Below are 13,897 nucleotides of genomic sequence, written 5' to 3'. Positions count from 1 at the left end.
ACGCTCCCCTTGGTAGCTGCCGTCTTTCACCCGTTGCCACCAGCTTTCGTTGTTGAGATACCACTCGACGGTCTTGGCAAGGCCGGTTTCGAAGGTTTCCGCGGCACCCAGCCCAGCTCGCGCTCGATCTTGCCGGCGTCGATGGCGTAGCGCCGGTCGTGCCCCGGGCGGTCGGCCACGAAGGTGATGAGATCGAGATGCGAGGCAAGGCCTGGTAGGTGCGCGATACCCGCCCGCTCGTCCAACAGGCGGCAAAGCGTCTGCACCACGTCCAGGTTGGTCTTTTCGTTGTGGCCGCCGATGTTGTAGGTCTCCCCTACCTTGCCTTGGGTGGCGGCCTGGATCAGCGCGCGGGCGTGGTCTTCCACGTAGAGCCAGTCGCGGATTTGCCGGCCATCGCCGTAGACCGGCAGGGCTTGCCCGCCAGGCCATTCAGGATCATCAGCGGGATCAACTTTTCAGGAAACTGACGCGGCCCGTAGTTGTTGCTGCAGTTGGTGATGAGCGTGGGCAGGCCGTAGGTGCGCTGCCAGGCGCGAACCAGGTGGTCGGAGCCCGCCTTGCTGGCGGAATAGGGGAGCTGGGCGCGTAGGGGTGGTTTCGGTGAAGCGCCCTTCCGGCCCTTCCAGGTCGCCGTACACTTCGTCGGTGGAAATGTGGTGGAAGCGAAACCCGTTGGCCTTGGCGGGGCTGGCCACCTGCAGCGCCTTCCAATAGGCGCGTGCGACTTCCAGCAGCGTTGCCGTGCCGACCAGGTTGGTCTGGATGAACTCGGCGGGGCCGTCGATGGAGCGGTCGACGTGGCTCTCGGCGGCAAGATGCATCACCACGTCGGGCTGGTGCTGCTCGAAGACTGCCTGCAGTAAGCCAGCATGGCAGACATCGGCCTGCACGAAGGTGTAGCGGGGGTTGGCGGCGACGCTGGCCAGCGAATCGAGGTTGCCGGCATAGGTGAGCTTGTCGAGATTGACGACGCGGTGGGGGGATGGGCGAGCAACTCGCGCACCACGGCGGAGCCGATAAAGCCGGCCCCGCCGGTGACCAGGAAGGTCTTCGGCTGGATAGACATGATTTTCGCGTTCCCTACGTGAATCGTTTTTCTATTCAGGCCATGCGTAAGTGGCCAACGGCCTGCGCTGAACGCAGGCTCAATCCTTATGATCGCGAACGATGGCTGCCATTAGGTGCGCGATGACCGCGGCCAGCAGTGCCAGGAGGGCATAGAGGGTGATGTTGTAGAGCCGGCGCGGCTGCTGGGAGTATTCCGGCAGGGTTGGCATCTGCAGCACCGATACCTGCTTCATCTTGCGGGCGGCTTCCACGCGGGTGCTTTCCAGCGCGGCGATGGCGGTGGCGTAAAGCTCGGTGGCGAACTCGGCGCGCATGCGCAGGGTTTCGAATTCGGCGGATAGCCGGTTCAGCGCCAGGGCGCCGTTGTTGTTGGCCAGCCGGGCGCGCTCACGCTCGACCTGCTGTTCCAGCGCCCGGATTTCATGGCCGACACGCAGCATTTCGGCGGAGCGCTCGCTCTGGTAGTTGCTCATGGCCGATTGCCTGGCGCTGAGCACTGCCAGTTCGCCTTCCAGCCGGGCAATCACTTCGCTGCGGCTCTGCACGGTGCCGGTGGGCGAGACCATGCCGTGCTCGTTCTGGAACGCCAGCAGGTTGTCGCGGTGTTCGAAAAGGCGCGCTTCCAGGGCGGCCACCTGCCCTTCGATGAAGCGCACCTGCTCTTCGGCCAGGCGCTGGCCCATGTCGTTCATATGGCGCTCGCCTTCCTGCAGCAGCAGGTTGGCGATGGCCTGGGCGGTTTCGGGGTCGTAGGCCTGGGCGCGAATGCGCAGCACGCTGGCGTACTCGTCGAAGATGACCTCCACACGCTTCAGGTAGTAGCGGTGGAATTTTTCCATGGGCACATCGGCGCGGCTCAGGCGCGAGAGCGGGTCGATGTGCGCCTGCGCATAGTGGTTGCGCAGGTCGAGCGCGGCGTCGAGCTTGCGCAGCATGTCCACCGAGCGCAGGTGATCGCGCAGCAGCAGCAGGTCCTTGGCACCGGCGGCGCCGGACATCAGCGAGGCGATATTGAAGCTGTCCAGCCGAACTTCGGGGCTGTCGAGCACGATGTGGCTTTCCGAGACGTAGCGGTCGCTGGCAATGGCTGCCCAGTACAGGGTGGAGCCCAGAATGAACAGCAGGGCCACGACCCAGTAGGGGTGACGGCGAAGCAGGGTTTTCGCAGAACGCATTAGTCGTTGCTCTTGGCTTGCGGCGTTGGCTGAGTTTGTTCGGGCGGGGTTTTCGCAGGCTTGGCGGCTGCCTTGGCCTTTTGGGCTCGGGGGCTTGTCGATGCTGGCGTGGTAGGCGTCGATCGCTTCCTCGATGTCGTCGTACCAGGTGGCCTTGCCTTTATCGAGCCATACGCCGGCCTGGCACAGGTCGCGCAGGATGCCCACGCTGTGCGACACCATCACGATGCTGGCCTTGCCCACCCGATCCTTGAACGCTTGGGTGGCCTTGGCCTTGAAGGCGGCATCGCCCACCGAGGTGGCTTCGTCGGAGAGGTAAACGTCGAAGTCGAACGCCAGCGAGAGCCCGAACGCCAGGCGTGAGCGCATGCCGCTGGAGTAGGTGCGCACGGGGCGGTCGAAGGCGGGGCCGATTTCGGCGAATTCCTCAACGAACCGGGTGACCCGCGGGATCTCGTGCTCACCGCCGTGTACCCGCGCCACGAACTTGACGTTCTGGCGCCCGGTCATCGAGCCTTGAAAGCCCCCACCCAGGCCGATGGGCCAGGAAACGCGGCAATGGTGGCGTATCTCTCCCCTGTCGGGGGTGTCCATGCCGCCGATCAAGCGCAGCAGGGTCGATTTTCCGGCGCCGTTGCGCCCCAGCATACCCACGCTGATGCCCTGGGGAATGCTGAAGTTGATATCTTCCAGTACCCAGCCCTGGCTGCCATGGTGGCCGTGGTAGCGCTTGTAGACATTGCGCACGTCGATCATTTGGCCAGTACCTTCTGGGCGAAGCGCTTGTGCATGGCCAGGCCCAGGGCTATGGCCGCCAGTGCCCACAGCTGCAGATAGAGCAGGTCGATCCCGTTGATGGTGTGGTAGCCCTCGAAGAAGGCTAGGCGCATGCGTTCGATGCCGTGCAGGATGGGGTTGTAGAGCAGGTACTGCTGCACCGCGTAGGGCAGGAAATTGGGTGGAATCATCACGCCTGAAAGAAAATAGAGCGGGAACATGATCATGCGCACCACCTTGGCCACTTCCGGCACCAGGGCGGCGCATACCGAGAGCACCAGCCCCAGGCCCAGGCCCAGCAGCCACATCCACAGCCATACCCATAGCGCCATCAGTGGGTCGAACGGCAGGATCTCCATGCCCAGGAAGGTAGCGCCGATGATCAGCAGCACGAAGATCAGCGACTTGAGCATGCCTTCCAGGAAAGCACGCACCAGCACCGGGTCGACCGGCTTGACCTGGCGGTAGGCGAACAGCGCACGGTTGGCCTCGATGGCGTTCATGCCGCGGGTCACGCCTTCTCGAAACAGAAAGAAGGTCATCAGGCCGACGATCAGCCAGGGGATGAAGTCGGCATTGGTGATGAAGCGCATGCGGCCGAGCAGTTCGCGCACCGCCACCATGAGCAGCACGTGAGCGATCGGTTCGAGGAACATCCAGAACCAGCCGAAACGGTCGCCGGTGATACGCCCCAGCGCCTCGCGCAGGAACATGGCGCGCCAGACGCTCCAGGTGACACGCCAGGGTGCGCGGCTGGTATCCGCTCTGCCCTGCCGGCATTACAGGTCCAGCGCCACGCGGGTGGTGACGGCGATCTGGAACAGGATCTGGCTAAGCGTGGAGGCCAGCTGCAGGTTCTTGGTGGGCGCCTTGGGCAGCACCAGGATCTCGTCGCCGGCGCGCAAGGTGATGTCGCCGGCGTCGCGCACTTCGCCATTGGCCCGCGCCACCAGGATGGTGCGCTTGTCGGCATTGGCGGTGAAGCCCCTGCCCGCTCGATGTAGTCGCGTACCCGCTCGCCCGGCCTGAACACCACCGACTGCGGCACGACAACCTCGCCGCTGATCAGCACAGCATCGGAGCGCATCGGTATGGTAATGACATCGCCATCCTGCAGGCGCACGTTGGCGATGGTGTCGTCGTGGGCGACCACCAGCCGGCCGTTGGGCTCGACTTCCCTTGCACGAGCGACGAACTGGCTGATCAGCTCGGCTTCGCGCACGCGAATGCCGGCTTCTTCTGCGGTGGCGGAAGAGGCGCTGAGATAGGTGGTTTCCAGCCGGCGCAGGCTCTCTTCCAGCGATTCCTGCTGACGCTGGCGCACGCTTTCCCGCCGCAGCGAGATGCTCTGGGTATCGGCCAGGTTGGCATCCACGGGGATGTTGTCCAGCAGCTCCAGCAACGTGACATCCTTGGGCAGCACGAAGCGCGACGGGCCGCGATAGGAGCCTTCCAATTCCACGACGATGTTGGTGGTGCGCTCGTCGGCGCTGAACTGCACGTGGTCGCCGTCGCGCAGCGGTAGCCGGCTGAATTCGGCAAGCTCAAGGTAGTCAGCCGCGGGGCCGCCTTGGCGGCTGCCGCGTACCAGCGCATGGGAAACGCCTGCCTGCAGGGGTGCCAGGTCCAGCACGGTTTGGCCGGAAAGGGTGCCGCCCTTCAGCTCGAAGTGGTAGGGGCGGCGCACATCGCCGCTTACGGTGACCGAGTCGCCGCGCCGCTCCACCACGATGGTGTCGCCGTCCTGAAACTGCACGCGGGGCAGCTCGCCGGTCAGCAGGAAGTCGTAGAGATCGGCACGCAGCAGCTCTCGTTCACCGCGCAGCACCCGCACGCTGCGGTAGCTGCCGAGCTGTTCATCGATGCCGCCGGCCTGGTCGAGGAAATAAAGCAGTGCGTCGCTCGGAACCCCGGCATAGCGCCCCGGGTTATTCACGAAACCGGTTACGAACACACCGATGGGCTGCACACCTTGCAACTGGGTATACACCTCAACATTTTCAGGATAGAGGCGCCGCACTGCCTGGTTGACCCGATTTTCAAGTTCAACATGGCTTACCCCTTCTACCGCCACAGGGCCTATCGTAGGTATGAACAGGTTGCCCTGAGCATCGACCGGAATGACCTGATCGAACTCGAGGGCCCCCACAGCCTCAGCACCACCTGATCACCCGGCATGACGCGATATTGGGGGTTGAGGCCATCACCGCGCATGCCGCGGAACCCCCGGTGAACAGGTCTGCACCGAACGGCTTGATGGCTTGGCTATCGGCTTGGCTTGAACCCAGCGGCCCAAAAATCCCGGCTTGCCGCTGCACGGAGCGGTTGGCCACCGCGGCGTTGGCTTCCGTTTGGCCACGCTGCCGCTCGGCGGCCTGCGTCTGTTCACGCGCTTCGCTGAAGTCGCCGAAGTTGGCCCGCCCCAGGCTCTGGGCGTGCACCGGGACGACAGCACTCATCATTAGGCCCACCACGGCGGCCTTCGCCCAGCCGGCGCGAAGAAAAATCAGGGGGTGATTCATTGAGTTGATGCTCCGGCGTATCAGTTCAGGGCGCGCACTTCAGCCCAGCGTGTTTCCGAGGCACGGCAGGTCAACACTTGGCGCACACCTTCGCCCAAAGTGACCGTCAGCCTTCTGCAGGGCCGACCGCTGGCAGCAACATAACTCTCCTCGACGGAAAGCAGGGCGCCAGCGCCCCGGGGCTGGCTGCCGGCTGGTACACGCTGCCCGCTGTGGCGCCTTGGAGATAGCTTGAAATTCGCTCGTCCAGCAGGCGCTGCTGAGGGGCGTGCTGCGCAGCACTCCAGGCAGGAGGAAACGTTGAATTTTTGTTAACCGACATGGGGGCGCAACCAGTAAGCAAAAGTAATGCGGCCACTCCAATCAAGGCTGAAGAGATTTTTTTCACTCTCAATACGTCGCACTGAAGTAGTACCTGCTTCGTCACATGAACTGAACCACTTGAAGCGAGGCAAACAGCACTCGCTCGCGCGCACCTTTAAATTCGCAAACACTAAATATCGCCGACTTCGAGCACGCTACCGCCCCGGGGCTTCACAGCAACTCCCCGAGGCCAACCTGGTTTTATATCTTAACTGCATGAAAAATAAGATTTTTACTTACAATATTTCGCCAATTCTAAGGCTTTGCCCTTCAAGGCGAGGACGGATGCTACCGCAGGAGAATGAGATCAACAAGACGGAATGGATGACATATATCATTCCGATAAGGAAAATTTTACGACTTCTTCCTTGTAAGAAAATGCTTACAAAAAACTCAGAAATAACCACCATAAGTGCCAGAAAATAGCTAAGCAATGGGTTAATTTCGTGCTACCTCTAATAGATTACAATCGGTAAAATGCGTCACTCTTCCTGAGTTACAGGAAGAAACACCTTCTATTTCCGTAGGGAGTATCACAATGAAGAAATCGATGGCCCTGTTGGCCGTGACTGCCATGCTGGCCTCGCCGCTGGCCATGGCACAGACCGCAACCGAAACGACTACCGGCACCCAGGCAGCCGGCACCAGCGGCACTGCCACCACAACTGGAACAACGACCACCACGGGTACTTCTGGTGCTGCAGGTGCTGGTGCAAGCGCAGCCGCTGGGGCAGCCACTGGACCGCTGGCGGGTATCGCTACCGCTACTGGACTTTCCACGGCAGCCATTGCGGCAATCGGGGTTGCTGCTGCGGTAGCGGTGGGCGCGGCAGTGGCTTCGTCCTCTAGTGGTGGCAGCACCGGCACCACCGGCACTCGTTAATCATCGCCGTGCTGATGCATAGCTTTGGGGGCCGCCTGCGGGCGGCCTTTTCATACGGGGTGGCCTTGTGCGGTATGGCCGTAGCGCTGGCTGGCTGCGCCAGCGATGGCCTGACACCTTTGGGCGCCTCCGTGCAGGCGTTGGTGCAACAAGGAGAAAGCCCTGACGTGCAGGCAGAAGCGATACCGTACGCCAGCCTTGTGATACGCGCCGGCCAGGTGCGCGGCTTGATGGTGATGGGAGCCAGCATAGGGTCCTACAGTTTCTGGCCCTCGCGCGACGGCTTGCTACTCGAGTTCCAGGAAGATGGCTTGACGGCACTCAGTGGCATGGAACAGGAACTGATCTCATCGCGTTATCACACAGGTAGCGCCACGCCTGCCGAAGAGGTTGTCGCCACCCCTTGAGGCTGGCTTCACCGTCCGCCTTCGAAGTGACGAAGCGATGGTTGACTGAACACGGCCAGGTATACAGCGACAGCGCCTATGGTGAGCTGATTTGTACAGAAACGAGCCTGCGCAAGCTGCCGCTTGGCGCTCGCCTCTTGCAGCACTGCACGGAACGCTTGATCTGGTCCGATGGCACGACCACCACGGCTTCGCTGTGGCGTGACCCGGCGACCTTCTGGCTATGGGAATACGACGGTCAGATGTGGCCTGGTGCACCACGCCTCCATTGGCAAGTCGCACGCCACTGGTGGTAACCATGATGAGAGATCGATGAACAGAGCACCTGCCCTGCTTGGTCACGTAGTGGCCTGCCTTCTGCTGGCCCTTGCCCTGCTGGCATATGGCCAGCCGATACGCGCCACTACGTTGGCCGAAGCGTGGTTCGACCGGCTAGCCGAGGCACCATCACCGCCCGACTGGGCTTACAGCGTAGCCCTTCGCAAGACGGATATAGCAGTGTTTGATAAACACCGAGATGCAACACTGCTGGCACTGGATAACCTCAGCGAGCGTGAGCCAGCACCTTGGCAGCAGCAGTGGCGCACCGCCCTCGCGACACAAGCGACAGCCGAAGCAATACGTAGCCCAGGACGCTTCGACTTGCCTTATATGCTCGCCGATCTTCGCAGAAACGTGGCATTGGGCGCCCTTCAGCATTTTGGCGTATGCGAAGCCCCACCATGGGTAGAGATTTGGTCATCTGCCGGAGTGGTTCGTGTTCCTTGGCATTCTGGTGCCACTAGTCATTCCTTACTGAAAGCCCAACCCCGAAAGGCGCTGTCGGATGTGGATCGCGTGGTGGTGATTGACCCCATGGGCAAGGTGACGAATGCCGGCCAGGCAGCCTGGAATTGGCAGCCTATCGCCGTTTCACCTGGCAGCCGCCTAGTCGTAGTAGCTCGCGGTAGCCGCACGATGCGTGCCGACCTGGAGTACCTAGCCGATTCGACTTCGCGCTTCCTGGCCATGCAGATGCCAGGCGACGACTGCAGACTGGAGAGGCAATGACACTGCTACACCATCAACTAGTCCAGGCTGTGGCATTAGGCAATCTGCTGCTCCTCGCCATACCTGCCACCGCCAATGGCCTGGGCCAAGGCCACAATGATTTTGGCAGCATCGGTCTGATGCAGACCCCAACGGCTCGCATGGCCCCACTGGGGCATTTCGCGGCATCATTCAACCGCAGCGCACCTTATCGGCGCTACGGGATTTTCTTTCAGCCTACTGAATGGCTGGAGGCGGGCTTTCGCTATGTGGAGATCGAGGACCGGCTCTACGGTGAAGAGATTGCCGGCGACCGCAAATACCTGGACAAGGGCTTCGACGGCAAACTGAGGCTATGGCAGGAGAGCCGCTATTTACCGCAGGTGGCCGTCGGCCTGCTCGATGCCGGAGGCACCACCCTGTTTGGCGCCGAGTACCTGGTGGCGAGCAAGCGCTGGTACGACTGGGATGTTCATCTGGGCCTGGGCTGGGGCTACCTGGGGCGCGCCGGGGACATGGGTAATCCGCTGGGCTGGGTGGACAAGCGCTTCGATGAGCGCCCTCGCTTTGCCGGCAGCGCCGACGGCGGCGAACTTTCTCTGTCTCAGATGTTTCGCGGGCCTACCGCCTGGTTCGGCGGCATCGAGTACCAGACGCCTTGGCAGCCCTTGCTGCTGCAGCTTGAAGTGGAAGGCAACGACTATTCTGCCGATCGCGCCGAATCGGACCTTACGCAGGATTCGCGGATCAACTACGGCGCCCGCTTCCGGCTGAGCGACAGCGTTGCGTTGCGCGCCGGGTGGCAGCGCGGCGATACGGCCATGCTGGGCCTTAGCCTTTCTACCAACCTGGCGGGGCTTTCCCAGATCAAGCGTGACCCTGCACCGGTTGCGCTGGAACCTGCCCAACCCTGGCATACCATGGACTGGCAGGCGGTAAGCGCTGAGCTTGAGGAAAATGCCGGCGTTAGTGTAAGGCGGATCCCGGCCACTGACACTATCCTGCTAGTGGAAGCCGAGCCGACTCGCTTCCGCTCATTGATCCAGAGCGGGGTGCGCGCCGGCCGTATCTTGCATAACCGCACCTCTAGCGAAATCGACACCTTCGAGCTGAGCTGGTACGAACGCGGCCTTGCCATACGCGAGGATCACTATTCCCGCCAGGCGCTGGTGGAAGTCGTTCAGTCACGTGACGCTGAACCACGTTTCTTCGATGAGCTGGCGCTCACGGCAAACGCCGCCTCCCACCGCAACGACTTGTACTATGCGAAAACCCTGTATGAAGCCTCACCGCAACGTTTCAGCTACAGCCTAGGCCCAGGACTAGCCCAGAATTTTGGCGGTCCCGACGGCTACCTTTACCGTTTATTCGTGGATCTTGACGGCGAATACCGCACCGACTGGAACGGTTGGTTCTCCGGTAGCCTGAGCGCAACGCTTGCCGACAATCTCGACAAGTACGAGTACATTGCCGAGTCGAAGTTGCCTCGGGTGCGAACCTACATCGGCGACTATCTTGCCGATACCGACATTGGCATCGGCAACCTGCAATACACGCACACGGCGCAGTTCGGCCGCGACTGGTTCGCCATGGGCTATGGCGGCTATCTGGAAATGATGTATGCCGGCGTTGGCAGTGAATTGCTCTACCGCCCCTTTGGGCAGCGCTGGGCATTAGGTGTTGACCTCAATGCAGTGAGGCAACGGGATTTCGACCAGCGCCTGAGGCCTGCGCGACTACGATGTGCTGACGGGGCACCTTTCGGGATACTGGGAAACCGGCTTCGAGGACATCCTGGCGAAGGTAAGCGTGGGACGCTACCTGGCCGGTGATATCGGTACGACACTGGATCTCTCGCGGGAGTTTGCCTCTGGCGTGCGTATCGGCGGGTGGGCCACCTTCACCGATGCCGGAAGCGACTTCGGCGAAGGCAGTTTCGACAAGGCACTGTATCTGTCGATTCCGTTGGATGCATTCTTCATTCGTTCAAGTCGCGGCCATGCTCAGGTGGCCTGGCAACCGCTGACACGAGACGGCGGTGCCAAGCTGGGACGCCGCTATTCGCTCTATGGACTGACGGACGAGCGGCGCTTGAACCGGCCGTTCGAAAACGTCGAGACCTTTTGGCGCTGAGCCGTCGTTTTTGAGTGGTGCAAGTCTTCGCGGGGTGCCTGACCGGCACCCCGCGTCGTTTCAGCCTTTCTCACCTGCTCGATAAAGCTTCTGGATGCTGGAGAAATCCAGCCCGCCGTTGCCTTGGGCGGCATGCAGGGCGAATAGGTTGCGCGCCTGGGAGCCCATCGGCACCGCGGCCTTGCTGCCCAGCGCCAGCTCCCAGGCCAGGCCCAGGTCCTTGGCCATCAGGTCGGTGAAGAACCCGCCCTGGTAGTCGCGTGAGGCGGCGGAGCCTTCCATCACCCCGGGCCAGGGGTTGTAGACGTTGAGCGCCCAGTTGCCCCCGCTACTCTGCTTCATGATCTCGGAGAGCACCCCCGGTTCAAGCCCGTTCTTGACCCCCAGCGCCAGCGCTTCCGCCGTGCCGCTCATGAGGATGCCGAGCAGCATGTTGTTGCAGATCTTGGCCACCTGCCCCGCGCCGATCTCGCCGGCGTGGAAGATGTTCTTGCCCATGGCTTCCAGCACCGGGCGCGCCTGCTCGAAGCCGGCCTGGCTGCCGCCGACGATGAAGGTCAGGGTGCCGGCCTGGGCGCCGCCCACCCCGCCCGAGACCGGCGCATCGAGGTAGGTCAGCCCGCGCTCGGCGGCTGCAGCACCTACGCTGCGCGCATCGTCCGGCGAGATGGTGGAGGCATCGATGATCAGCGGCTTGCCTTCGAGGGCGTCGAACAGCCCCGGCGAGTCGTCACGGCCCAGGTAGAGCCGCCGGACATGCTGGCCGGCAGGCAGCATGGAGATGATGACCTCGGCGCCGCTGACGGCGCTCTGGGCGCTGGCGCAGGCGTAGGCGCCCGCCTCTTCCAGGCGCTTCATGGCGGTTTCGACCAGGTCGAAGACACTGACGTCGTGGCCGGCCTTGACCAGGTTGAGGGCCATGGGGGCACCCATGTTACCCAGGCCGATAAAGGCGATTTTCATGCATGCTGCTCCTGTTTGTCGTTGTCGAAGTTCCATTGGCATGGACGCTAGGCGGATGCGCCGACCTATCCAAGGTCGCGCAGCGGGTGCTCGTCATCGCGCCAAAGCGGCACCATCATCGCCTGCAGGTCGGCCTCGGGCACGCTGGCCACGTCGGCATGCCGCCAGCGCGGGTTCTTGTCCTTGTCGATGAGCAGGGCACGCACCCCTTCCGCGATGTCGCCCTCGCGGCAGCACTGAACGGAGAGGTTCAGCTCGTCACGGAAAGCCTCGGCCAGGCTGGTGTGACGATGGCGCTCCAGCATGCGCCAGACCAGGTGGGCACTCAGCGGGCTACCGACGGCCAGGCGCTCGCGGTTGGCACGCAGCCAGGCGTCGTCGCGGTCATCGGCAAGAATCGCCTCCACCGCCTGGGTCACATCGGCCGTGCCCACCAGACGCTGCAGGTGGTCGAGGTGCGACCACACCTGGCCGGAGGGCGCGTGCGAGCGATCCTCGAACGCTGCAAGCGCGCTGCTCACCCCGGCGCGCAGTTCTTGCGCGCTGCGCTTGCCGTAATCCGCGCCGGCCAGGGCATCGAGCAGCGCGGTTCGCCGTTCGCGTGGTACGAAATGGTCGGCCATGCCCAGGTCCAGCGCATCGCGGGCATTGAGCTGGGCGCCGGTCAGCCCCAGGTAGGCGCCCACGCCGCGCGGCATGCGGTTAAGAAACCAACTGGCGCCGATGTCCGGGTACAGGCCGATGGAGATCTCGGGCATGGCGATGCGGCTGGTCTCGGTCACTATGCGGTGGGAAGCCCCGGCCATCAGGCCCAGGCCACCGCCCATGACGATACCGTCGCCCCAGACGAGGATCGGCTTGGGGTAGGTATGGATGCGGTAGTCGAGCCGATATTCCGTGGTGAAATAGGTTTCAGCGAACAGGCTGTCGCGCCCGCTGCCGCGATTGTCGCCCTCCTCGGTCATGGAGCGATAGAGAGCCACGATATCGCCGCCGGCGCAGAAGGCTTTCTCGCCCGCGCCTTCCAGCCATACCGCAACAATACTGCGGTCGACCGCCCAGGCGTCGAGCTTGGCCGCCAGCTGCCGGGCCATGTCCAGCGACAGCGCATTGAGCGACTTCGGGGCGTTGAGGGTCGCCACACCCACCCGACCACCGTCGGAGGTGGAAAGCTCATCGAAGATGACCGCCAGATCCGTCATGCGTTTGTTCTCTCCCGATTGGTTTGCCCGCATCATTGCAGCGCTTCGATCACACCATCGGCCAGCAGGCGACGCGCCACGATGACGCGCATGATTTCGTTGGTGCCTTCAAGTATCTGGTGCACGCGAGTATCGCGCACCAGGCGCTCCAGCGGGTACTCCTTGATATAGCCATAACCACCGTGGAGTTGCAGCGCCTCGTTGCACACCTGGAAGCCTATGTCGGTGGCATGTCGCTTGGCCATGGCACAGTAGGCGGTGGCCTCGGGGTCGCCCTGGTCGAGCCGCCAGGCGGCATGACGTACCATCAGGCGCGCTGCGGTAAGCTCCGTGGCCATGTCGGCCATCTTGAACTGCAGCGCCTGAAAGTGCGACAGCTCGCGGCCAAACTGCTTACGGTCGGCCAGGTAGTTGCGCGCCAGGGTCAGGGCCTGCTGGGCCGCCCCCAGCGAGCAGCTGGCAATATTGAGCCGACCGCCGTCTAGCCCCTTCATGGCGAAGCGGAACCCCTCGCCTTCGTTGCCCAGGCGGTTGCTCACCGGCACCCGGACATTGTCAAAACTGATCAGCCGCGTCGGCTGGCTCTTCCAGCCCATCTTTTCTTCGTTCTTGCCGTAGCTGATGCCCTCGGCATCGGCCGGCACCACAAACGCGGAAACTCCCGCAGCGCCGCTGTTCGGCTCACCGGTACGCGCCATCACCACCAGTACCTGGGTAGCGCCGGCGCCAGAAATGAACATCTTGGAGCCGCTGATCAGGTAGTCGTCGCCCTCGCGCACGGCGCGGGTGCGCAGGCTGGCGGCATCGGAGCCGGCACCGGGCTCGGTCAGGCAGTAGGAGCCCAGCAACTCGCCCGTCACCATGGCCGGCACGTACTGCTCGCGCAGCGCCTCGTCGCCCCATGAGGCAATCATCCAGGTGACCATGTTGTGAATGGTCAGGTAGGCCGTGGTGGCGATGCAGCCCTGCGACAGCTGTTCGAAGATGAGCGAAGCGTCGAGCCGGGTGAGGCCCAGCCCGCCGTACTCCTCGGGGGTATAGATGCCGAGAAAGCCAGTCTCGCCGGCGCGCCGAATCACGTCCACGGGGAAATGGGACTGCGCGTCCCAGTCGGCGGCATGCTCGGCAAGCTCGGCCTTGGCAAAGTCCGCTGCCGCCTGGACCAGCGCCCGCTGGTCGTCGTTCAGGGAAAAATCCATCGTGGTGTCCTCTTGTAGTTGGTGATGGGCGCAATCGACGAACCCAAAGACAAGGCGGCTCGCGTCGCGGGAGAGCCCCGCAATGTCGACCAACCTAGCACTTGCTAGGTTTTAGCGCATACCTCCCTTGGTCGACAACCACTTTACGTTAACGTCAACGTCGTCTAGTGTTG

General features: G+C 62.9%; 13 protein-coding genes and 1 pseudogene. 5 read left to right on the top strand and 9 right to left on the bottom strand.

Annotation, left to right across the window (positions count from 1 at the left end):
• Positions 1-26: 26 nt before the first annotated feature.
• The 6 genes and pseudogenes from rfbB to ACUDAL_RS06285 all read right to left on the bottom strand — a co-directional run bounded on the left by rfbB (position 27) and on the right by ACUDAL_RS06285 (position 5,832).
• A pseudogene (rfbB, locus tag ACUDAL_RS06310) lies at positions 27-929 on the bottom strand (dTDP-glucose 4,6-dehydratase).
• Positions 824-1,069 (bottom strand): NAD-dependent epimerase/dehydratase family protein, encoded by a 246-nt coding sequence (locus ACUDAL_RS06305; RefSeq protein WP_444677527.1) that lies wholly within the window; start codon positions 1,067-1,069, stop codon positions 824-826. The pseudogene rfbB and the gene ACUDAL_RS06305 overlap by 106 nt, the downstream one beginning before the upstream one ends.
• Before the next feature lie 79 nt (positions 1,070-1,148).
• The gene (locus ACUDAL_RS06300; protein ID WP_444677526.1) at positions 1,149-3,002 is read right to left on the bottom strand and encodes an ATP-binding cassette domain-containing protein; all 1,854 of its coding nucleotides are present in this window, start codon (positions 3,000-3,002) and stop codon (positions 1,149-1,151) included.
• Positions 2,999-3,736 (bottom strand): ABC transporter permease, encoded by a 738-nt coding sequence (locus tag ACUDAL_RS06295; protein WP_444677525.1) that lies wholly within the window; start codon positions 3,734-3,736, stop codon positions 2,999-3,001. Before ACUDAL_RS06295 ends, ACUDAL_RS06300 begins: the two co-directional genes overlap by 4 nt.
• A 1,440-nt stretch (positions 3,737-5,176) precedes the next feature.
• Entirely contained in the window at positions 5,177-5,482 is a 306-nt protein-coding gene (locus ACUDAL_RS06290; RefSeq protein WP_444677524.1) for a hypothetical protein, read from the bottom strand.
• Positions 5,483-5,565: 83 nt separating this feature from the next.
• Positions 5,566-5,832 (bottom strand): DVU3141 family protein, encoded by a 267-nt coding sequence (locus tag ACUDAL_RS06285; RefSeq protein WP_444679323.1) that lies wholly within the window; start codon positions 5,830-5,832, stop codon positions 5,566-5,568.
• A 614-nt stretch (positions 5,833-6,446) separates the two neighbouring features.
• Between ACUDAL_RS06285 and ACUDAL_RS06280 the strand changes: the two genes are divergently transcribed.
• From ACUDAL_RS06280 to ACUDAL_RS06260, 5 genes are all read left to right on the top strand, one after another.
• On the top strand, positions 6,447-6,791 hold the full coding sequence (locus tag ACUDAL_RS06280; RefSeq protein ID WP_444677523.1) for a hypothetical protein: 345 nt from the start codon (positions 6,447-6,449) through the stop codon (positions 6,789-6,791).
• A gap of 74 nt (positions 6,792-6,865) precedes the next feature.
• The gene (locus ACUDAL_RS06275; protein ID WP_444677522.1) at positions 6,866-7,198 is read left to right on the top strand and encodes a hypothetical protein; all 333 of its coding nucleotides are present in this window, start codon (positions 6,866-6,868) and stop codon (positions 7,196-7,198) included.
• A gap of 312 nt (positions 7,199-7,510) precedes the next feature.
• On the top strand, positions 7,511-8,248 hold the full coding sequence (locus ACUDAL_RS06270; protein ID WP_444677521.1) for a capsule biosynthesis GfcC family protein: 738 nt from the start codon (positions 7,511-7,513) through the stop codon (positions 8,246-8,248).
• Entirely contained in the window at positions 8,245-10,059 is a 1,815-nt protein-coding gene (locus ACUDAL_RS06265) for a YjbH domain-containing protein (protein ID WP_444677520.1), read from the top strand. Before ACUDAL_RS06270 ends, ACUDAL_RS06265 begins: the two co-directional genes overlap by 4 nt.
• Positions 9,971-10,360 carry a YjbH domain-containing protein gene (locus tag ACUDAL_RS06260; protein WP_444677519.1) on the top strand — a complete coding sequence of 130 codons (390 nt, stop codon included), beginning with the start codon at positions 9,971-9,973 and terminating at the stop codon, positions 10,358-10,360. The genes ACUDAL_RS06265 and ACUDAL_RS06260 overlap by 89 nt, the downstream gene beginning before the upstream one ends.
• A 60-nt stretch (positions 10,361-10,420) precedes the next feature.
• Here ACUDAL_RS06260 and mmsB read toward each other — a convergent pair whose 3' ends face one another.
• The 3 genes from mmsB to ACUDAL_RS06245 all read right to left on the bottom strand — a co-directional run bounded on the left by mmsB (position 10,421) and on the right by ACUDAL_RS06245 (position 13,724).
• The gene (gene mmsB, locus ACUDAL_RS06255; protein WP_444677518.1) at positions 10,421-11,323 is read right to left on the bottom strand and encodes a 3-hydroxyisobutyrate dehydrogenase; all 903 of its coding nucleotides are present in this window, start codon (positions 11,321-11,323) and stop codon (positions 10,421-10,423) included.
• Between the two features lie 65 nt (positions 11,324-11,388).
• Positions 11,389-12,525, bottom strand: coding sequence for an enoyl-CoA hydratase/isomerase family protein (locus ACUDAL_RS06250; RefSeq protein WP_444677517.1), 1,137 nt, complete (start codon positions 12,523-12,525; stop codon positions 11,389-11,391).
• A gap of 32 nt (positions 12,526-12,557) precedes the next feature.
• Complete coding sequence (locus tag ACUDAL_RS06245; RefSeq protein ID WP_444677516.1) at positions 12,558-13,724, bottom strand: acyl-CoA dehydrogenase family protein; 1,167 nt, start codon at positions 13,722-13,724, stop codon at positions 12,558-12,560.
• Positions 13,725-13,897: the final 173 nt, after the last annotated feature.

Origin of the sequence: Halomonas sp. E19 (assembly GCF_052439355.1) — a bacterium.
Lineage (GTDB): Bacteria > Pseudomonadota > Gammaproteobacteria > Pseudomonadales > Halomonadaceae > Halomonas.
This window is presented reverse-complemented; position numbering and strand designations above follow the sequence as displayed.